At 68.5% G+C, this 18,608-nt stretch carries 19 protein-coding genes; 14 read left to right on the top strand and 5 right to left on the bottom strand.

Annotated features, from left to right (window positions below; translation table 11 throughout):
* Positions 1-2: 2 nt before the first annotated feature.
* The 4 genes from ACSX1D_RS04235 to dmeF all read right to left on the bottom strand — a co-directional run bounded on the left by ACSX1D_RS04235 (position 3) and on the right by dmeF (position 3,530).
* The gene (locus ACSX1D_RS04235) at positions 3-251 is read right to left on the bottom strand and encodes a MoaD/ThiS family protein (RefSeq protein WP_439861124.1); all 249 of its coding nucleotides are present in this window, start codon (positions 249-251) and stop codon (positions 3-5) included.
* Positions 248-724, bottom strand: coding sequence for a cyclic pyranopterin monophosphate synthase MoaC (gene moaC, locus ACSX1D_RS04230; protein WP_439861123.1), 477 nt, complete (start codon positions 722-724; stop codon positions 248-250). The genes ACSX1D_RS04235 and moaC overlap by 4 nt, the downstream gene beginning before the upstream one ends.
* A gap of 145 nt (positions 725-869) precedes the next feature.
* Positions 870-2,261: a PhoH family protein gene (locus tag ACSX1D_RS04225; protein ID WP_439861122.1), complete on the bottom strand. Its 1,392-nt coding sequence runs from the start codon at positions 2,259-2,261 to the stop codon at positions 870-872.
* Positions 2,262-2,573: 312 nt separating this feature from the next.
* Entirely contained in the window at positions 2,574-3,530 is a 957-nt protein-coding gene (gene dmeF, locus ACSX1D_RS04220; RefSeq protein WP_439861121.1) for a CDF family Co(II)/Ni(II) efflux transporter DmeF, read from the bottom strand.
* 176 nt (positions 3,531-3,706) lie between these two features.
* Here dmeF and yaaA point away from each other — a divergent pair, with 176 nt between their 5' ends.
* The 7 genes from yaaA to ACSX1D_RS04185 all read left to right on the top strand — a co-directional run bounded on the left by yaaA (position 3,707) and on the right by ACSX1D_RS04185 (position 10,376).
* Complete coding sequence (gene yaaA / locus ACSX1D_RS04215; RefSeq protein ID WP_439861120.1) at positions 3,707-4,486, top strand: peroxide stress protein YaaA; 780 nt, start codon at positions 3,707-3,709, stop codon at positions 4,484-4,486.
* A gap of 90 nt (positions 4,487-4,576) precedes the next feature.
* Positions 4,577-5,041 carry a multidrug transporter gene (locus ACSX1D_RS04210; protein ID WP_439861119.1) on the top strand — a complete coding sequence of 155 codons (465 nt, stop codon included), beginning with the start codon at positions 4,577-4,579 and terminating at the stop codon, positions 5,039-5,041.
* Positions 5,042-5,098: 57 nt separating this feature from the next.
* Positions 5,099-5,929: an SDR family oxidoreductase gene (locus ACSX1D_RS04205; protein ID WP_439861118.1), complete on the top strand. Its 831-nt coding sequence runs from the start codon at positions 5,099-5,101 to the stop codon at positions 5,927-5,929.
* 127 nt (positions 5,930-6,056) lie between these two features.
* A complete protein-coding gene (locus ACSX1D_RS04200; RefSeq protein ID WP_439861117.1) occupies positions 6,057-6,494 on the top strand; it encodes an ester cyclase in 438 nt (145 codons plus the stop codon).
* A 43-nt stretch (positions 6,495-6,537) separates the two neighbouring features.
* Positions 6,538-7,194: a DUF2459 domain-containing protein gene (locus ACSX1D_RS04195; protein WP_439861116.1), complete on the top strand. Its 657-nt coding sequence runs from the start codon at positions 6,538-6,540 to the stop codon at positions 7,192-7,194.
* A 174-nt stretch (positions 7,195-7,368) separates the two neighbouring features.
* Positions 7,369-7,845 carry a cupin domain-containing protein gene (locus ACSX1D_RS04190; RefSeq protein WP_439861115.1) on the top strand — a complete coding sequence of 159 codons (477 nt, stop codon included), beginning with the start codon at positions 7,369-7,371 and terminating at the stop codon, positions 7,843-7,845.
* Between the two features lie 110 nt (positions 7,846-7,955).
* Positions 7,956-10,376, top strand: a complete 2,421-nt coding sequence (locus ACSX1D_RS04185) for a bifunctional diguanylate cyclase/phosphodiesterase (protein WP_439861114.1) — start codon at positions 7,956-7,958, stop codon at positions 10,374-10,376.
* Positions 10,377-10,438: 62 nt separating this feature from the next.
* Here the strand turns inward: ACSX1D_RS04185 and ACSX1D_RS04180 are convergent, their stop codons facing one another.
* A complete protein-coding gene (locus ACSX1D_RS04180; protein WP_439861113.1) occupies positions 10,439-11,347 on the bottom strand; it encodes a DMT family transporter in 909 nt (302 codons plus the stop codon).
* Between the two features lie 112 nt (positions 11,348-11,459).
* Here ACSX1D_RS04180 and ACSX1D_RS04175 point away from each other — a divergent pair, with 112 nt between their 5' ends.
* The 7 genes from ACSX1D_RS04175 to ACSX1D_RS04145 all read left to right on the top strand — a co-directional run bounded on the left by ACSX1D_RS04175 (position 11,460) and on the right by ACSX1D_RS04145 (position 18,523).
* Positions 11,460-12,185, top strand: coding sequence for an ABC transporter ATP-binding protein (locus ACSX1D_RS04175; protein ID WP_439861112.1), 726 nt, complete (start codon positions 11,460-11,462; stop codon positions 12,183-12,185).
* A 19-nt stretch (positions 12,186-12,204) separates the two neighbouring features.
* Positions 12,205-14,568: an ABC transporter permease gene (locus ACSX1D_RS04170; protein WP_439861111.1), complete on the top strand. Its 2,364-nt coding sequence runs from the start codon at positions 12,205-12,207 to the stop codon at positions 14,566-14,568.
* Positions 14,565-15,797 (top strand): efflux RND transporter periplasmic adaptor subunit, encoded by a 1,233-nt coding sequence (locus ACSX1D_RS04165; protein WP_439861110.1) that lies wholly within the window; start codon positions 14,565-14,567, stop codon positions 15,795-15,797. The genes ACSX1D_RS04170 and ACSX1D_RS04165 overlap by 4 nt, the downstream gene beginning before the upstream one ends.
* An 88-nt stretch (positions 15,798-15,885) precedes the next feature.
* Positions 15,886-16,620, top strand: coding sequence for a S1 family peptidase (locus tag ACSX1D_RS04160; RefSeq protein WP_439861109.1), 735 nt, complete (start codon positions 15,886-15,888; stop codon positions 16,618-16,620).
* Between the two features lie 126 nt (positions 16,621-16,746).
* Positions 16,747-17,328 carry a DJ-1/PfpI family protein gene (locus tag ACSX1D_RS04155; protein ID WP_208708586.1) on the top strand — a complete coding sequence of 194 codons (582 nt, stop codon included), beginning with the start codon at positions 16,747-16,749 and terminating at the stop codon, positions 17,326-17,328.
* A 113-nt stretch (positions 17,329-17,441) separates the two neighbouring features.
* Positions 17,442-17,750 carry a ribbon-helix-helix domain-containing protein gene (locus ACSX1D_RS04150; protein WP_439861108.1) on the top strand — a complete coding sequence of 103 codons (309 nt, stop codon included), beginning with the start codon at positions 17,442-17,444 and terminating at the stop codon, positions 17,748-17,750.
* A gap of 119 nt (positions 17,751-17,869) precedes the next feature.
* Positions 17,870-18,523 (top strand): DsbA family oxidoreductase, encoded by a 654-nt coding sequence (locus ACSX1D_RS04145; RefSeq protein ID WP_439861107.1) that lies wholly within the window; start codon positions 17,870-17,872, stop codon positions 18,521-18,523.
* The last annotated feature ends 85 nt before the right edge of the window (positions 18,524-18,608 follow it).

Here is an 18,608-nt window from a genome sequence, read left to right as displayed (position 1 = left end):
GCTCAGCCCCCGGTCACGGTGGGGAAGAAGGCCACCTCGTCGCCCTCCTCCAGAGGTTCGTCGAGGCTGCACAGCTCCTGGTTGCGCGCGCACATCAGGTTCTGCTCGGCGAGCACCTGCCACACCCCGCCCCGGGCCAGCAGGTGCCGGCGCAGGTCGTCGAGGGTGGCGAAGTCCTGGCTGTCGCGCAGCTGCTCACCGTCCAGGCCCAGCGCCTCGCGGTAACGGGCGAAATACTGCACGCGGATCATTGTTCGTCCTCGGCCTTGTAGTGGCCGCTCTTGCCACCGAGTTTCTCCAACAGGCGCACGCTTTCGATCAGCATGCCGCGGTCCACCGCCTTGCACATGTCATAGATGGTCAGCGCGGCGACGCTGGCGGCGGTCAGCGCCTCCATCTCCACACCGGTCTGCCCGGTCAGCTTGCAGCGCGCGGTAATGCGCACCGCGTCGCTGCCCTCGGCGGCCAGTTCGACCTTGACGCTGGTGAGCATCAGCGGATGGCACAGGGGGATCAGGTCGGCGGTCTTCTTCGCCGCCTGGATGCCGGCGATGCGTGCCACGGCGAACACATCGCCCTTGGGGTGATCGCCGTCGACGATCATCTTCAGGGTCTGCGGGCGCATGCGCACCCGGGCTTCGGCCACGGCTTCACGGACGGTCAGGGCTTTGTCGCTGACATCGACCATATTGGCGCGACCTTGGGAATCGAGATGGGTCAACACAGGCTTGCTCCAGGCGGGTATCCGCCGATTGTAAACCCGCGAGTCAGCTTTCGGCACCTGTGAATGCCAAGGGTCGGGACAGGAATGCTGGGTCTGGAGCGAGCGCCGGGAAAGCCCCGGCGCGGCGGATGGGTTTGAGCGAGCGTCACATATGGCTTTCGGCGAACTCGGCGAGGATCGAGCGCGGCACCCCTTGCAGGGTGATGTGCACGCCGTGTTCGAAATCCTTGAAGCGTTCGGTGAGGTAGGTCAGCCCTGAGCTGGGCGCCGACAGGTAGGGGGTGTCGATCTGCGCCAGGTTACCCAGGCAGACCACCTTGGAGCCGCTGCCGGCGCGGGTGATGATAGTCTTCATCTGGTGCGGGGTGAGGTTCTGGCACTCGTCGATGAGGATCAGGCTCTGCTGGAAGCTGCGGCCGCGGATGTAGTTCAGCGATTTAAACTGCAGCGGCACCTTCTGCAGGATGTAGTCGACGCTGCCGTGGGTGTTCTCGTCCTCCATATGCAGCGCTTCCAGGTTGTCGGTGATGGCGCCGAGCCAGGGCTCCATCTTCTCCGCCTCGGTACCGGGCAGGAAGCCGATCTCCTGATCGAGCCCCTGCACGCTGCGGGTGGCGATGATGCGCCGATAGCGCTTGCTGACCATGGTCTGCTCGATGGCCGCGGCCAGGGCCAGGATGGTCTTGCCCGAACCGGCGGCGCCGGACAGGTTGACCAGGTGGATGTCCGGGTCCAGCAGGGCGTACAACGCCAAAGCCTGGTAGATGTCCCGCGGACGCAGGCCCCAGGCCTCCTGATGCATCAAGGGCTCCTGGTGCAGGTCGAGAATCACCAGCTCACTGCCCTCGATGCCCTTGATCCAGCCGACGAAGCCCTGTTCGTCGACGATGAACTCGTTGACGTGCACCGCCGGCAGGTTGTCGGTGAGCTGCACGCGGTGCCAGGTGCGACCATGGTCCTGACGGGTCTCCACGGTGCTCACGCGGTCCCAGAACGAGCCGTCCATGCTGTGGTAGCCCTGGGACAGCAGGGACACGTCATCGACCAGCTGGTCGGTGTGATAGTCCTCCGAATCGATGCCGCAGGCGCGCGCCTTCAGGCGCATGTTGATGTCCTTGGTCACCAGCACCACGGACATGCCCGGACGCCGCGACTTGAGCTCGACCAACTGGTTGATGATCTTGTTGTCGTTGAGGTCTTCCGGCAGCCAGGTGATCGGCGAGGCGCTCTTGCTCATGAGAATCGACAGGAACCCGCAGGGCCCGCTCTTCTCCCGCTGGATGGGTACGCCAAGTTCGACTTCGTCGGGCGCGGCGCTGCCGAGAATCTTGTCGATCAGACGAATGGCCTGGCGACATTCGGCGGCGACGCCGGCTTTACCGGTCTTCAGTTTGTCCAGTTCCTCCAGCACGGTCATCGGGATGGCGACGTGGTGTTCCTGAAAATTCAGCAACGCATTGGGGTCGTGGATCAGGACATTGGTGTCGAGAGCGTAGAGGGTCGGAGCGGTGCGCGTAGAGCATCCATGGTCATCCATACTCGGTCACCTTCTTCTAGTAGCCATGCGACGGAATGCCAGTGCAGCGCTCCGCCGCGGGAGGCCGCCGACGTCTCAGACGGGGCTGAGAAAGTGCAAGCAGGATGGGGGCCGGTGGCCGCCACCTGTCTGCAGGGTTCGGCGGTCTTGCTTTTTAATTACTCCAAAAAAGATGACAGGAAAACGACTTTTCAGTTTTTTGAAGTTTATTTTGCCTGAGGACGAATAATGCTTGGCGAGTACCCTGTGCCTCGTTAAAGTCGGAAGTCCTATCGGCGTAATTGACGCCAGAAAACGCACTTTTGCCGTTCTTCAACCTTCGACAGCAGCACAGCGGTTGACCTCGACCGTGACGTGCACCAGCTCGCGAATATTCGCCAGGCGCGCCTTGTAACGATCGGCCGAACCATTGCCATGGGTCACCACGCTGACGATGCAGGCGAACTGCGCGCGCCCCACCCGCCACAGGTGCAGGTCCGCCAGTTCGGTATCCGGTTCCTGTTCCAGGGTCTGCCGCACCCGCGCCACCACCGGGCTGTCCATCTCGCGGTCGAGCAGCACCTTGGTCGTGTCCAGCAGCAGGCCCTTGGCCCAGATCGCGATGATCACCGCGCCTATCACCCCCATCAGCGGGTCCAGCCAGTTCCAGCCGAACAGCCAGCCGCCGAGCAGCGCGACGATGGCCGCCACCGACGTCAGGGCATCGGCCAGCACGTGGAGAAAGGCGGCGTGGCGATTGAGGTCGCGGCCATGGGAATGGTCGTGGTCGTGGTCGTGGTCGTGGTCGCCGTGAGCATGGACGTGGCTGTGCTCATGCTGATCGCGCAACAGCCAGGCCGAAGCCAGGTTGACCAGCAGGCCGATCACCGCCACCAGCAGGGCCAGGTCGAAGGCGATCTCCTGCGGTTGCCACAGCCGCCACAGGGATTCGAAAGCCAGCATCGCCACCACCACCAGCAACAGCAGCGAGCTGGCGAAACCGGACAGCACCTCCACCTTCCAGGTGCCGAAGGCGAAGCGCGGGTCGTTGGCGTAACGCCGCGCCAGCAGATAGGCCAGGGCGGTCAGGCCGATGGCGAGCATGTGCGAGGCCATGTGCCAGCCGTCCGCCAGCAGGGACATGGAGTTGAAGGCGTAACCGGCGGCGATCTCCACCAGCATGGTCGCCCCGGTCAGTGCCGCCACCCGCCAGGCCTGGCGCTCGGCGCGACTCTCCAGCGGACGGTAGTCGTGGGATGGTTCCCAGCGGGAATGGTTGCAAGCGCTCATCAGGACTCCTTGTAGCCCATAGGTTCCTGCCCACACTAAAAGGCCGGGGCGGCCCCCAGGTCAACCCATGCCGGCGGATCGGCGGGGCGACCATCGGGCAGTGCATCGCAGCGATAGGTAGAGCCGTAGCCCCCACTCGGCCTAGAATCGCCGCCAAGACTTCAAGGAGCCGCCCGATGCTGATGGTGATTTCCCCGGCCAAGACCCTCGACTACGAGACGCCGCCGGCGACCCCACGCTACACCCAACCCGAACACCTCGACCACGCTCAGGACCTGATCGCCCAGCTGCGCGACCTCAGCCCCGCGCAGATCGCCGAGCTGATGCACCTGTCGGACAAGCTCGCCGGCCTGAACGCCGCGCGCTTCGGCAGCTGGACCCCGTCCTTCACCCCCGAGAACGCCAAGCAGGCACTGCTGGCCTTCAAGGGCGACGTCTACACCGGGCTCGATGCCGAATCCTTCAGCGAGGAGGACTTCGACTTCGCCCAGCGGCATCTGCGCATGCTCTCCGGGCTGTACGGCGTACTGCGCCCGCTGGACCTGATGCAACCCTATCGCCTGGAGATGGGCACCAAGCTGGCCAACCCGCGTGGCAAGGACCTCTACGCCTTCTGGGGCGAACGCATCAGCGGCTGGTTGAACGAGGCCCTGGCGGCCCAGGGCGACCGGGTGCTGCTCAACCTGGCCTCCACCGAGTACTTCGGCGCGGTCAAGCGCAAGGCCCTGGACGCGCGGATCATCGACACCGAGTTCAAGGACCTGAAGAACGGCCAGTACAAGATCATCAGCTTCTACGCCAAGAAGGCCCGCGGGCTGATGGCCCGCTACGTGATCAAGGAGCGCCTGAGCGACCCGGAAGGCCTCAAGGACTTCAACTACCAGGGCTACCGCTTCGCCGCGGAGCAGTCCAACGCGGACAAGCTGGTGTTCCTGCGCGACCAGCCGCAGGACTGAGCCTCGGCGAGGTTTTTCCCGCCGCCAGACATGCCCGCCGGCTCGGCCTTGTGTAGGATGGATCGGTGTCCGTCCATCAAGGTCGCCCCCATGCTTATCGGCGCTTTTCTGCTGTTGACCTGGCTGATCCTGCTGCTCCGCTACCCGAGCAGGGCCCTGCCGATCTCCATGGCTGCGCTGCTCGGCCTGGGCCTGGTCGCCAGCTGGGTGATCTGGCAGGAAAGCCGCGAATCGCAGCGCCTGGGCCAGTTGCAGCTGCGCCTGGAGTACGCCCCCGAGCGCTGCCCGGGCAATCGCCCGCTGGCCCTGGAGCTGAGCAATGGCAGCGACGCCACCCTGCAGGAGCTGCACTGGCAGGTCGCCGCCTACCGCCCCGGGGAGACCGTCAACCTGGCTCGCCAGCTGTATGACTCGCCGCGCTACAGCGGTCCCGGCGACCTGCTCCCCGGCGCCACCTGGCAGGACTGCCTGCCCTTGCCGACCCTGCGCAGCGGTTACCGCGCCAGCACCCTGGAGTTCCGCGCCGAACGCCTGCAGGGCCACTTCGCCGACTGAACGGGCCGCCGCAGCGAGCCGCGTCCGCGATTTATCTCCCACTGAAAGGAAGCACCCATGAGCCAGCCCGTCGTCCTGATCACCGGATGCTCCAGCGGCATCGGTCGCGCCCTGGCCGATGCCTTCCATGGCGCCGGCTATCGGGTCTGGACCAGCGCACGCAAGGCCGCAGACCTCGCCACGCTGGAGGCCGCGGGGTTCACCGCGGTGCAGCTGGATGTCAACGATGGGGCGGCGCTCGAGCAACTGGCCGTGCGCCTGCAGCAGGAAGCCGGCGGCCTCGATGTGCTGATCAACAATGCCGGCTACGGCGCCATGGGCCCGTTGCTCGACGGCGGCGTCGAGGCGATGCGACGGCAGTTCGAGACCAACGTGTTCGCGCTGGTCGGCGTCACCCGCGCGCTGTTTCCGCTGCTGCGCCAGAGCCGCGGCCTGGTGGTCAACATCGGCAGCGTCTCCGGCGTCCTGGCGACTCCCTTCGCCGGCGCCTACTGCGCCTCCAAGGCGGCCGTGCATGCCCTGTCCGACGCCCTGCGGCTGGAGCTGGCGCCCTTCTCCATCGAGCTGATGGAAGTGCAGCCCGGCGCCATCGCCTCCAGCTTCGCCGTCAACGCCAGCCGCGAGGCGGAACAGCTGATCGCCGAAGGCTCGCCCTGGTGGCCGGTCCGCGCGGGCATTCGCGCGCGGGCCAAGGCCTCCCAGAACAATCCGACCCCCGCCGGGCGGTTCGCCGGCGACCTGCTGGCCGCCGTGCAACGGCGCAAGCGCCCGACGCTGCTGCGCCTGGGCAACGGCAGCCGCAGCATGCCGCTGTTGGCCGCGCTGCTGCCCAGAAGCCTGCTGGCCCTGCTGCTGAAAAGGCGCTTCGGCTTGAACCTTCAGCTCTGAGCCAGGCCGCCCCCCGGAGCCTGGCCAGGTCGAAAAAACCGGGTGTATAACAATGGCGATACTTTGCCGCTGATGCCGCTCGCCGCACCAGCGACTTTCGACCTGCCACTGCACGGGAGTCCCCGAGATGACCCAGCCATTCGACGCCGCCGCCAGCCGCCAGGCCGAGCAACTGGCCCTGACCTTTCTCGACCGGGTATGGCAACCGCCCCATGACCTGGACGCCATCGACGAGCTGATGACCGAGGACTACGTCATCACCTCCGGTGGCCAGACCGTTCGCGGCCGCGATGCCTTCAAGGCCTGGGTCAAGGCCTTTCAGACCCTGCTGCTGGATGCGCGCACCGACAGCCAGGACGTGTTCGCCAGCCCCGGCGGTGACCGCGTGGTATCACGCTGGCTGTGCTCGGGGCGCAACAACGGCATGCTCGGCACGCCGGCCGACGGTCGCGATATCTGCTTCAGCGGTGTCGCCATCTGGACGGTGCGCGACGGCCGCCTGGCCGAATGCTGGGTCGAGCGCAGCGCCTGGGAGCTCTACCAGCAACTGACCAGCGCCTCCTGAATCACGGCGAAGGCGCGCGAGCCCCGTGAGGCCGAGCCTGACTGTGCTGCTTCTGGGCCTGATCCTGTGCGGCTGCGCCGTCGCGCCGGCGCCAGCATCTGGCCCGGCGATGACCGAGGAAGGGCGGCTGGTTCTGGTGCTGGATCACGGCCTGCATGCCGGCCTGCTGATCGCCCGCAACGATCTGCTGCAGGCGCTTCCGGCGCTGGGCGAAACGATCGGTCAGGGCGAGTGGGTCGAACTCGGCTGGGGCGACGAAGCCTTCTACCGGACTCCGCAGGCCGGCCTCGGCCTGGCCCTCAAGGCGCTGCTCGGGCCAACGCCGGCGGTACTGCATGTACGCGGCATCAGCGTCGATCCGCGGCACATGGACGAGGGCGAGTTCATCGCCGTGCACCTGGACGCACCAGGCTACCGGCGGCTGCTCGCGTTTATCGGCGCAAGCTTCAGTCGCCCGGCGCCAGGCCGGCTGGACGACCTCGGGCCGGGGCTGTACCGCGACAGCCGTTTCTATCGGGCCGAAGGCCGCTACTCGCTGCGACGCACCTGCAACACCTGGCTGGCCGAGGCCCTTGGCGCCAGTGGCTGCCCGCTGCAGCCGGCCACAGTAGTGGCCAGCGGCCAGCTGCTCAGCCGCCTGCGGGCCATGCCGGAAACGGGCCTGGCCTGCCGCCCCGCCCCCTGGCCTGGCAGGCCATAGCGCGGCGTTCTGGAACTGTTCCAAACTGGCATAAGCGGGCCCTGCCCCCCGGCTATCGTCGGCACTAGAATTCGATAGGACTCGATCGCCCAGAGCCCCCTCGGGTGCAGTGATTCCCGGGTTGCCTGCATGACGATGAGCCCACCCGGCTCAACCCTGCAAGAGGAAACCATCATGAGCCACTTGAACACCCTCGCCGTAGCCCTGAGCATGCTGGGCGCCACCTGGCTGATGCCTGCGACCGCGGCCGAAGAAGGCGCCTTGATCGCCGCCAAAGCGTCCGAACTGCAATGGTCCGCGGCGCCTTCGGTGGGCCCGGGCGCGATGATGGCGGTCATCGAGGGCGACCCCAAGGCCGCCGGCCCCTTTACCTTCCGCCTGAAACTGCCCGCCAACTCGAGCGTAGGCGTGCATACCCACCCCACCACCGAACGGGTCACCGTGCTCTCGGGCAGTTTCTACCTCGGCACCGGCGACAACCTCGACCCGGCCAAGGCCACGACCTACCGGGCCGGCGACAGCCTGGTCATTCCTGCGGGCATGGCCATGTCCGCGGGCACCCGCGCCGAGGAAGCCGTCCTGCAGCTGCATGGCACCGGCCCCTGGGGCATCAGCTATCACGATCCAGCGGATGACCCACGCAACCAGTAGCAGAGGCTAGCGCCCGCCATGGCGGGCGCAGCCGCCTCGGCGCGCGGAACCCGGCACCTGCAGGGTGGCTCTATACTCAAGCCAGGTCGTGCATGGGTTGGAGGCCAGCCATGCCAGAACCAAGCGCCACCAACCAGGAGCACCAGCAACTCACCCGTGCGCTACGCACCCTCAGCGGCTGCAACCGCGCCCTGCTGCGCGCCAAGGACGAAGCCAGCCTGCTGCAGGACATCTGCCGGATCATCGTCGAGAAATGCGGCTACAGCCTGGCCTGGGTCGGCCGTGCCGAGACGGATGCGGCGAAGTCGATCACCCCGGTGGCCTTCGCCGGGGTCGAGAAGGCCTATATCGACTCGCTGAACATTTCCTGGGGCGACAATGAACGGGGCCGGGCGCCCACCGCCACGGCGATCCGCACCGGTCGCCTGACCCTGTCGCGCAACCTGTTGACCGACCCGGACACCGCACGCTGGCGCGAGGGCGCCATCCAGCACAGGATCGCCTCGGTACTGTCGCTGCCGCTGCGGGTCGAGGGCGAGATCTTCGGTGCCCTCGGCATCGGCGCGCCGGAGCCGGATGCCTTCGGTGAGCAGGAGCTGGACCTGCTCGGCGAGGCCGCCGAGGACCTGGCCTTCGGCCTCCAGACCCTGCGCCTCGAAACCCGCCGTGCCCTGGCGGAGCAGGAGGTGCAGCGCCTCAACCGCGCCCTGGCGACGCGGGTGGCGGTCAACCATGCGCTCATTCATGCCAGCGACGAACCGGCGCTGTTGCAGGAAATCTGCCGGGTCCTGGTCGACGACTGCGGCTACCGCCTGGCCTGGGTCAGCTACCCCGGTGAGGCCCCCGCACAACCGTCCCGGCATGTCGCCTATGCCGGCGTCGACAAGGGTTTTCTCGCCATCGGCCAGGCCTGGGCGGCCAGCGCCGATGGCCAGGCCTATATCCGCAAGCTGGACCAGGAGCTGGCGGACGGACGGCCGCTGGTGATCCGCGAGCGCCCCGATGGGCCACCCCTGCCGCTGCGCGAGGAAGCCAGCCGGCGCGGCTTCGCCGCCTCGATCGTGCTGCCGCTGCGCCTCGACGGCGCGCCGCTGGGCAAGCTGGTGATCATGGCCTCGGAGGCCGACGCCTTCGACGCCCGGGAAGTCGACCTGCTGTTCGCCACGGCCAACGACCTGGGCTTCGGCATCGCCACCCTGCGCACCCGGGCCAGGGCGCTGCAGGCCGAGGCCACCATCAGGCGCATGGCCTTTACCGACTGCCTCACCGGCCTGCCGAACCGCCTGCGCCTGGGCGAACTGCTGGAAGAGGCGATCGCCCGGGCCAGGCAGGAGCACCACCCGCTCGGCCTACTGCGCCTGGAAGTCGGCAGCAACCAGGAGATCAACGACACCCTCGGCTATCGCGAAGGCGACCGCCTGCAACAGGCCATCGCCGCCCGCCTGCAGCAGGCCGTCGGCGCCTGCTGCCCGGTGGCGCGCATCGGCGAAAAGGAATATGCCGTGCTCATGCCCAGCGGCGGCGCCGAGCAGGCGGCCCAGCTGGCGCAACAGATCCTGGTGGCGCTGTACGAGCCGGTCGACCTGTCCGGGCTGTGCCTCGATGCCCGCGCCAGCATCGGCATCGCCCTCTATCCGGGGCACGGCACCGACGCCGACACCCTGCTGCGGCGGGCCGGCAGCGCGCAGGATCAGGCCAGGCGCTCGGGCAACGGCTACGCCCTGTTCCACGGCGGTCTGGACCGCGAATGCGCGCAGCACCTGACCCTGATGAGCGACCTGCGCCGAGCCATCGACGGCAACCAGTTGCTGCTGTACTACCAGCCCAAGCTGCAGATCGCCAGCCGTCTGGTCTGCGGCACCGAGGCCCTGGTGCGCTGGCAGCACCCGCAGCACGGGCTGCTGCCGCCCAACGACTTCATCAAGCTGGCGGAAAGCTCGGGACTGATCACCCCGCTGACCTACTGGGTGCTGGATCATGCCCTGAGCCAGGGCTACGCCTGGCGCGAGGAAGGCGACAGCCGGCCGATCTCGGTCAACCTGTCGGCCCGCGACCTGCGCGATCCCAAGCTGGTGGAACGGGTACGCGGCGCCTTCGCCACCTGGGGGGCCGAGCCGGACTGGATCGAATTCGAGCTGACCGAGAGCGCGCTGATGGACGACCCGGTGACGGCGCTGGAAACCCTGGTGCAGCTGAGGAACCTGGAGAGCCGCCTGACCATCGACGACTTCGGCACCGGCTACTCCTCCCTGGCCTACCTGCAACGACTGCCGGTGGACTCGCTGAAGATCGACCAGTCCTTCGTCAGCGGCATGCTCAGCGACGACGATGACTCGGCGAAGATCGTACGTTCCATCGTCGAGCTGGCCCACAACCTCGACCTGGAGGTGGTCGCCGAGGGCGTGGAGAACCACGAGACCCTGACCCGCCTGGGCAACTTCGGCTGCGACATCGCCCAGGGCTTCTCCATCAGCCAGCCGCTGCCCGCCGACAAGTTCCGCGCCTGGGAAGCCCGCTCCAGCTGGCACTGAGTGCGGGTGACCGGGCCGCGGGGTGCTGGGTGCGCACGGCGCACCCTACCCCTGTGCTTCGCCTAGCGGCCCAATCCCAGGCCCTGCGCCAGCGGCGCGGCCGGCCTGGGCTTCCTGAACACCAGCACGTTGCCGAGCATCACCAGCAGCAGGCCGAGCAGCGCCGACGCACTCCACTGATAGCCCTCGGCGAATACCGAGATGTTCAACGCCACCACCGGGAAAAGCACGGTGCAATAGGCCGCGCGCTCCGGGCCGAGACGGCCGACCAGGGTCAGGTAGGCGGTGAAGCCGATCACCGAGCCGGGGATGGCCAGGTACAGCAGCGAGCCGACATAGCGTGTACTCCACTCGAAGCCGAACGGCGTGCCACTGACCAGGCAGATCGCCACCAGCATCAGCGCGCCGTAGAGCATGCCCCAGGCATTGGTGGTCAGCGGCTTGAGGCCGGCCTTCTGCTGCAGGCTGGAGAGCAGGTTGCCAGCGGAGAAGCACAGGGTGCCGAGCAGCGCCAGGCCGATGCCCAGCAGCGATTCGCGGCTGGCCGGATGGTCGGCCAGCTCCGGCCAGAACAGCAGGGCCAGGCCGGCCAGGCCCAGGGCGCCGCCGGCCAGCACGTTGGCGGCGATCCGCTGCTTGAAGAACAACCGGGCGTTCAGCGCATTCCACAGCGTCGCGGTGGAGAAAATCACCGCCACCAGGCCGCTGGGGATCCACTGGCTGGCGGTGTAGAAACACAGGAAGTTGATGCAGAACAGGCACAGCCCCTGCACCAGGCAGATCAGCTGACCACGGCGGTCGAGCTTCTGCAGCCGGCCGCTGAGCAGCAGCACGGCGAACAGCACCGCCGCGGCCAGGGCGAAGCGGTAGGCGATGGACGCGGCGATCGCCACCTCGCCCATCTGCAGCTTGATGGCGATCCAGGTGGTGCCCCAGATCAGGACGGTCAACAGATACAACGACAGGCTCATCGCACGACTCCCGGTGAATGGCCGTCAGTCTGCGCCGCCTTGGCTGGTCCGCGCTTGCACAAAGTTGCGGCTTTCTCGACCCCGGGGCGCCAGCGCCCATACTGAGGGGTATATGGCCAGTTCCAGCAACAGCGCAGCGGCGGTGTTCCGCACCCGGGGGGTCACCAAGGTCTATGGCGAGGGCCCGTCGGCCGTGCGCGCGCTGCGCGGGGTCGATCTGGAGCTGCCCGGCGGCGAGCTGGTGGTGCTGCTCGGCGCCTCCGGCAGCGGCAAGTCGACGCTGCTCAACATCCTCGGCGGCCTGGACCGGCCGAGCGCCGGCAGCGTGCACTTCTTCGAGCAGGAGCTGACGGCCATGAGCGACGGCCAGCTCACCCAGTACCGCCGGCGGCATGTCGGCTTCGTGTTCCAGTCCTACAACCTGATGCCCAGCCTCACCGCCGAGGAGAACGTCGAGCTGGTCACCGAGATCGCCGACGACCCGCTGGCGCCGGCCGAGGCCCTGGCCCTGGTCGGCCTGCAGCAGCGCCTGCAGCACTTCCCGGCGCAACTGTCCGGCGGCGAGCAGCAGCGCGTGGCCATCGCCCGGGCGATCGCCAAGCGCCCGACCGTGCTGTTCTGCGACGAACCCACCGGCGCCCTCGACAGCGAGACCGGACGCGCCGTGCTGCGGGTGCTGCAGGACATCAACCAGGAACTCGGCACCAGCGTGCTGATCATCACCCACGCCGCCGCCACCGCGGCCATGGCCGACCGCGTCCTGCACTTCGCCGACGGGCGCATCCGCCAGGTCGAGCGCAACGCCGACAAGCGCCCGGCCGAAGAGATCGCCTGGTGAAGGCAGGACGGCGTCAGCCATGAGCCCCCTCGACCGCAAGCTGCTGCGCGACCTGTACCGGGTGCGCGGCCAGGCCCTGGCCATCGCCGTGGTCATCGCCCTCGGCGTGCTGTTGCTGGTGATGATGGACGGCCTGGTCAACTCCCTGGAGGACAGCAAGCGCGCCTACTACCAGCGCTATCGCCTGGCCGAGGTGTTCGCTCCGGTCAAGCGGGCGCCGCGCCAGTTGCTCGGGCAGGTCGCCGCGCTGCCTGGGGTCGCCGCCGTCGAGGGACGCATCAGCGGCGGCGCGCTGATCGACCTGCCGGGGGTGGCGGTGCCGATCCGCGCCCAGGCCGTGTCGTTGCCGGCCTTGCGCCCGCCGCGACTGAACGCGGTTCACCTGGTGGAGGGGCGCCGGCTCGACCCCGCGCGCCGCGACGAGGTCCTGCTGCTGCACGGTTTCGCCGTGGCCCGGGGCCTGGCGCCCGGCGACCCGCTGCGGGTCAATCTCAACGGCGCACGACGCACCCTGCGCATCGTCGGCCTGGCCCAGGCCCCGGAGTTTCTCTACGCCGTGGCGCCGGGCGAGCTGGCCCCGGACGACGCGCGCTTCGCCGTGCTGTGGATGAACGAGGAGGCCCTGGCCGCGGCCTTCGACCTGGACGGCGCGTTCAACCAGGCGCTGCTGGCCCTGAGCCGCGACGCCCGCCTGGCCGAAGTGCTCGAGGGCCTGGAGCGCCTGCTCGCGCCCTATGGCAGCAGCGGCGCCTTCGGCCTGGCCGACCAGCTGTCCAACCGTTTCATCAGCGAGGAGATCGAGGGCCTCAAGGCTTCCCGGCGGGTGGTGCCGCCGATCTTCCTCGGCGTCGCCGCCTTTCTCCTGTACATCGTCATCGCGCGGATGATCCAGGCCGAGCGCGAGCAGATCGGCCTGCTCAAGGCCTTCGGCTACAGCAGTCGGGCGGTGGGCCTGCACTACGCCAAGTTCGTCCTGGCCATCGCCGTGGCCGGCGCCCTGCTCGGCTGCCTGCTCGGGGTGCTGGCCGGACGCAGCCTGGTGGACGTCTACCTGGCCTACTACAAGTTTCCCTTCCTGCTGTTCCGGGTCGATCCCGGGGTGTTCCTCGCCGGGGTGGCGATCAGCGTGCTGGTGGCCTCGGCCGGCGGCCTGCTGGTGCTCCGCCAGGTCTTTGCGCTAACCCCGGCCACCGCCATGCGACCGCCGGCGCCGGCCGACTACAGCCACTCGGCGCGCCTGGGCAAGGCCCTGCTGCGCCTGCTCGACCAGCCCAGTCGCATGGTCCTGCGCCGCCTGCTGCGCCAGCCGGCGCGCACCCTCACCGCCGCCTGCGGGATCGGCGCCGGCATGGCCCTGTCGGTGGCGATGCTCAGCCTGATGAGCGCCTTCGAGCGCAGCCTGGAGCTGAGCTTCAGCGTCATAGACCGCAGCGACGCCACGGTCAGCTTCATCGAGCCGCTGTCCGACAAGACCCTTCTGGAGCTGGGGCGCATGGCCGGGGTGATCGAAGTCGAGCCCTTGCGCAGCGTGCCGGTGCTCCTGCGCCACGGCCGCCACGGCTACCGCGGGGCGATCAGCGGCCTGGTCGCCGAGCCGCGCCTGAACCGCGCGGTCGACGCCGACATGCAGGGCATCTTCATCCGCGCCGACGGCCTGATCCTCGCCGAATCCCTGGCGCAGATCCTCCACATCCGCCCCGGCCAGTACCTGACCGTCGAGGTGCGCGAGGGCCGCCGGCCACGGCTGCAACTGCCGGTGGCGGGGATCGCCCAGACCCTGCTCGGCGCCCCGGCCTACCTCGAGCTGGACGCACTGAACCGGGCGCTGGGCGAGCCCGGGCGGGTCTCCGGCGCCTACCTGCGGGTCGACAGCCTGCAGGGCGAGGCGCTCTACCGCGCTCTCAAGGACATGCCGGCGGTGGCCGGCGTCAGTCTGCGCCGCGACGCCCGGGCCGCCTTCAAGCAGCTGCTGGACAGCGGCGCCGGGGCGATCCGCTACGTGATGGCGGCCATCGCCGCGGTCATCACCTTCGGCATCGTCTACAACAGCGCGCGCATCGCCTTCGCCGAACGCGCCCGTGACCTCGCCAGCCTGCGGGTGCTGGGCTTCACCCGCGGCGAGACGGCCTTCGTCCTGCTCGGCGAACTGGCGCTGATCACCCTGCTGGCCCTGCCGCTCGGCGCGCTGCTCGGCTACTACTTAACCCAGGCGATATCGGCCGGTTTCAGCACCGACCTGTACCGCATCCCGCTGCTGCTGGTGCCGCAGAGCTATGGCAGCGCGGCCCTGGCGGTGCTGGCGGCGGCGGTGGTGTCCGGCTGGCTGGTCAAGCGCGACATCGACCGCCTCGAGCTGGTCGCGGCGTTGAAGACACAGGAGTGACCCGAACGGTGGCGCACAACGGTTCACGCATCTGGATCAGCCTCGGTCTCGGCGCCCTGCTCGCCGCTGCCCTGGCCTATGCCTTCTGGCCGCGCGCGCTGCCGGTCGACCTGGGCACGGCGCAGCGCGCGCCCATGCAGCTGAGCATCGATGAAGAAGGCCGCACCCGGGTGCGCGAGCCCTATGTGCTGTCGGCGCCGTTCGCCGGGCGCCTGCTGCGGGTCGAGGTGGAGCCCGGCGACCGGGTCGAGGGCGGCCGAAGCGTGGTCGCCCGCATGCTGCCGAGCCATCCGCCGCCGCTGGACCGCCGCGACCGCGAGCAGGCCCGCGCCCAGCTCGATGCCAGCACCGCGGCCCTGCGCGCAGCCGCGGCCGAACTGGCCGGCGCCGACGCCGAGCGGCGCCTGGCCGACCGCGAACTGCAGCGCGCCCGCCGCCTGCACGCCCGCGATGCCCTCGCCCAGGCCGAACTGGAGCGCGCCGAGCGCAGCGCCCGCACGGCCGCCGCGACAAGACAGCGTGCCGAAGCCGCCGTCGCCCGGGCCGAGGCCGAGCAGGCCAGTGCCCGGGCGCGCCTGGGCCAGGTCGCCCCGGACACGGTGGCCAACGGGGACGCGGTGCCCTTGCTCGCGCCGGTTTCCGGACAGATCCTGCGCCTGCTCCAGGAGAGCGCCACCAGCCTGGCCGACGGCGCGCCCATCCTCGAGATCGGCGATGTGGACAATGATCTGGAGGTGCTCGTCGAACTGCTGTCCAGCGATGCGGTGCGGGTCGCCCCGGGCAACCCGGTGATCATCGACAACTGGGGCGGCCCCGACCCGCTGCACGGCGAAGTCGCGCGGGTCGAACCGGCGGGCTTCACCAAGTTCTCCGCCCTCGGCGTCGAGGAACAACGGGTCAACACCCTGATCCGCCTGAGCGACCCGCCCGCACGCCGCGTCGGCCTCGGCCACGGCTACCGGGTGCTGGCGCGGATCGTCGTCTGGCAGTCCGCCGAGACCCTCAGCGTGCCGTCCAGCGCCCTGTTCCGCGAGGACGGCGGCTGGGCGCTGTTCGCCGTCGAGGGCGGCCGGGCACGCCTGGTCCCGGTCGAGGTCGGTGCCAACAACGGCCGCCAGGCGCAGCTGCTCGGCGGCCTGGACGCCGGCGCCCAGGTGATCCTCTACCCCGGCGCCGAGCTGAGCGATGGCGCGCGGGTGCAGCCGCGCCAACTCGCGCCAGCACGCTGACGGCGGGTTGTGCGCGCCGGTCGCTCACCGCCGGCGTGCTAAGGTGCCAGTCGATAACCGCTTCGCACCACCCAGAGGATGCACCGCCATGCCGAAGATCGAGTCCCTGCTGCTCACCGCGGCGCGCATCTGCACCTACGACGGCCAGCGCCAGCTGACCAACGCCAGCGGCTTCTTCTTCGCCCGCGGCGAACGCCTGTTCGTGGTGACCAGCCGCCACGTGATGATCGACGAGCCGAGCAAGCATTTTCCCGATCGCATCGTCATCGAAGTGCACACCGCCGAGGCCAATATGGCCAGCTCCACCGGCTTCTCCATTCCGCTGTACCGCGACGGCAAGAGTCTCTGGCGCCAGGGCCTGGACAGCGCCGGCGAGATCGACGTGGCGGCCATCGAGCTGGACCGCGCCGCCCTGCCCGAGGACATGGTCTACAGCGCCTTCACCCCCGAGCACCTGCCGGGGCCGGAGGAGCCGGTCGAGGTCGGCTCGTCGCTGCTGGTGGTGGGCTTCCCCCTCGGCTTCCACGACACCCTGCACCACATGCCAGTGGTGCGCCACGCGGTGCTCGCCTCCTCCTTCGGCCTGCGCTTCCAGGGCCAGGGCTACTTCCTCACCGACGGCCGCACCCACCGCGGCACCAGCGGCGCCCCGGTGGTGCTGCGCCTGCCCAACCGCCAGGACAACGCGAACGAGCTGCCCTGGCGCCTGCTGGGCGTGCACTCGGCGCGCCTCGACCTGGGCACCCGCGACCTGGAGCTGGACGAGGCGCTCGGCCTGAACTGCACCTGGTACGCGGATATTCTACTGACCCTGACGCAGTGACGGCGGGCCTCGCGCGCTCCGTCTGGATGCCGACTGCCGTTTTCCCCGACGTAGTTCCAGGCTATTACCCGCCTGCACACTCGAAGGCGGAAACTCGTCGGGTCATCAACCTGTCAGGAGGACAGCATGGCTGCGAAGAATATTTTGATGCTGGTCGGCGACTACGTCGAAGATTACGAAGTGATGGTGCCGTTCCAGGCCCTGCAGATGGTCGGTCACGTCGTGCATGCGGTCTGTCCGGACAAAGTCGCCGGGCAGAGCGTGCGCACCGCCATCCATGACTTCGAGGGCGATCAGACCTACAGCGAAAAGCCCGGGCACAACTTCGTCCTGAACTACGACTTCGCCAAGGTCGAGGCCGAGCATTACCAGGGGCTGTTGATTCCCGGCGGGCGTGCCCCGGAATACCTGCGGCTGAACGAGCAGGTGCTGGAGCTGGTCCGGGCCTTCGCCAGGGCCGACAAGCCGATTGCCGCGGTCTGTCACGGTGCCCAGCTGTTGACGGCGGCGGGCGTGCTCCAAGGCCGTGCCTGCAGCGCATACCCGGCCTGTGCCCCGGAAGTGCGGCAGGCCGGCGGCGAGTACATGGACATCGCCGTGGATCAAGCGCATATCCAGGGCAACCTGGTCACCGCACCGGCCTGGCCGGCGCACCCGGCCTGGCTGGCCGGTTTCCTCACGCTGCTGGGCACCAGGATCAGCCTGTAAGAGGAACGTTCAGCTGTGGCAGCGGCCGCAAGGCGACCCGGTAAGCGACAATCGGGTCCCCTGCCAGCGACCGCGGTCGCCGCCACAGCATCCCGCTCGAGAGGTCTTGGAATATGTGCGAGCTCTACGTCAAAGCCGACCCGATTCTCTACGAGTCGCGCTCCCGGTCGCTGCGGATTCGCGGCGTGGTCACCACCCTGCGCCTGGAGAACCAGTTCTGGGACATCCTGCGCGAGATCGCCGAAGTCGATGGCATGACCACCAGTCAGTTGATCACCAAGCTGTACGAGGAGGTCATCGACTACCGTGGCGAGGTGGTCAACTTCGCCTCCTTCCTGCGGGTCAGCTGCACACGCTTTCTCAGCCAGCGGCGCGGCACGGTCAGCGAGTTGAGTCTGGTGCCGGGGCGCACCCGGCCCTGAGCGCCAGCCGCTCGACTATATTCAGCGGGCCCGGTGGCATCGAACAGGTCGCCATAGCGTCGGTACCGGCTGCAGACTGAGCGCCGGGCAACACCTCGAATACGATCCAAGGAGGCTCCATGACCACCCCACCGCAAAGGCTGCGGATCGACATCGTCTCCGATGTGGTCTGCCCCTGGTGCATCATCGGCTACCGACAGCTGGCCACGGCGCTGCAGGCGACCGGCACGCCGCATGAGATCCATTGGCATCCGTTCGAGCTGAACCCCGACATGCCGCCCGAGGGGCAGAACCTGCGCGACCACGTGGCCGAGAAATACGGCACCACCCGGGAGCAATCGGAGGACAGCCGGGCCAGGTTGACCGCGATCGGTGCAGAACTCGGCTTCGCGTTCCGCTTTGCCGACGACATGCGCATGCACAACACCTTCAACGTGCATCAACTGTTGCATTGGGCCGATCAGCAGGGGCGCATGCACGACCTGGAACAGGCCCTGTTTACCGCCCACTTCACCCACCGCCGCGACCTGTCCGACCTCGGCGTGCTGGCGGACGTAGCCGCCGAAGTCGGCTTGGCGCGAGCCGAGGCCCTGGCGGTGCTTCAGGATCAGCGCTTTGCCTCAGCGGTGCGTGCGGCCGAGAACGCATGGCTGAACCAAGGCATTCGCGGTGTGCCGGCGGTGATCTTCAACCGTCGCCACCTCGTCAGCGGTGCGCAAGGGGTGGAGAACTACACGCGCATCCTGGAACAGCTGGCCGCCGGGGATAATTGAGCGAGCAGCTGGAAGGTCGTCGCCCCGGCACAGTGCCCAAACATGAGCTGGCCGGCACGCTTGCGCAACGTCTATCGACGCCCGA

Source organism: Pseudomonas sp. MBLB4136, from assembly GCF_051904765.1.
In the GTDB taxonomy this organism is placed as follows: Bacteria; Pseudomonadota; Gammaproteobacteria; order Pseudomonadales; family Pseudomonadaceae; genus Aquipseudomonas.
Note: the sequence above shows the minus strand (reverse complement) of the source record. Positions and strands in the feature narration are given on the sequence as shown.

Coding starts and splice junctions, on each gene's coding strand:
- ACSX1D_RS04205 (WP_439861118.1), top strand. CDS start 5,099: ATGAGCCAGCCCGTCGTCCTGATCACCGGATGCTCCAGCGGCATCGGT.
- ACSX1D_RS04175 (WP_439861112.1), top strand. CDS start 11,460: ATGGCCAGTTCCAGCAACAGCGCAGCGGCGGTGTTCCGCACCCGGGGG.
- yaaA (WP_439861120.1), top strand. CDS start 3,707: ATGCTGATGGTGATTTCCCCGGCCAAGACCCTCGACTACGAGACGCCG.
- ACSX1D_RS04160 (WP_439861109.1), top strand. CDS start 15,886: ATGCCGAAGATCGAGTCCCTGCTGCTCACCGCGGCGCGCATCTGCACC.
- ACSX1D_RS04150 (WP_439861108.1), top strand. CDS start 17,442: ATGTGCGAGCTCTACGTCAAAGCCGACCCGATTCTCTACGAGTCGCGC.
- ACSX1D_RS04225 (WP_439861122.1), bottom strand. CDS start 2,261: ATGGATGACCATGGATGCTCTACGCGCACCGCTCCGACCCTCTACGCT.
- ACSX1D_RS04190 (WP_439861115.1), top strand. CDS start 7,369: ATGAGCCACTTGAACACCCTCGCCGTAGCCCTGAGCATGCTGGGCGCC.
- ACSX1D_RS04180 (WP_439861113.1), bottom strand. CDS start 11,347: ATGAGCCTGTCGTTGTATCTGTTGACCGTCCTGATCTGGGGCACCACC.
- dmeF (WP_439861121.1), bottom strand. CDS start 3,530: ATGAGCGCTTGCAACCATTCCCGCTGGGAACCATCCCACGACTACCGT.
- ACSX1D_RS04170 (WP_439861111.1), top strand. CDS start 12,205: ATGAGCCCCCTCGACCGCAAGCTGCTGCGCGACCTGTACCGGGTGCGC.
- ACSX1D_RS04200 (WP_439861117.1), top strand. CDS start 6,057: ATGACCCAGCCATTCGACGCCGCCGCCAGCCGCCAGGCCGAGCAACTG.
- ACSX1D_RS04210 (WP_439861119.1), top strand. CDS start 4,577: ATGCTTATCGGCGCTTTTCTGCTGTTGACCTGGCTGATCCTGCTGCTC.
- ACSX1D_RS04235 (WP_439861124.1), bottom strand. CDS start 251: ATGATCCGCGTGCAGTATTTCGCCCGTTACCGCGAGGCGCTGGGCCTG.
- ACSX1D_RS04155 (WP_208708586.1), top strand. CDS start 16,747: ATGGCTGCGAAGAATATTTTGATGCTGGTCGGCGACTACGTCGAAGAT.
- ACSX1D_RS04145 (WP_439861107.1), top strand. CDS start 17,870: ATGACCACCCCACCGCAAAGGCTGCGGATCGACATCGTCTCCGATGTG.
- ACSX1D_RS04185 (WP_439861114.1), top strand. CDS start 7,956: ATGCCAGAACCAAGCGCCACCAACCAGGAGCACCAGCAACTCACCCGT.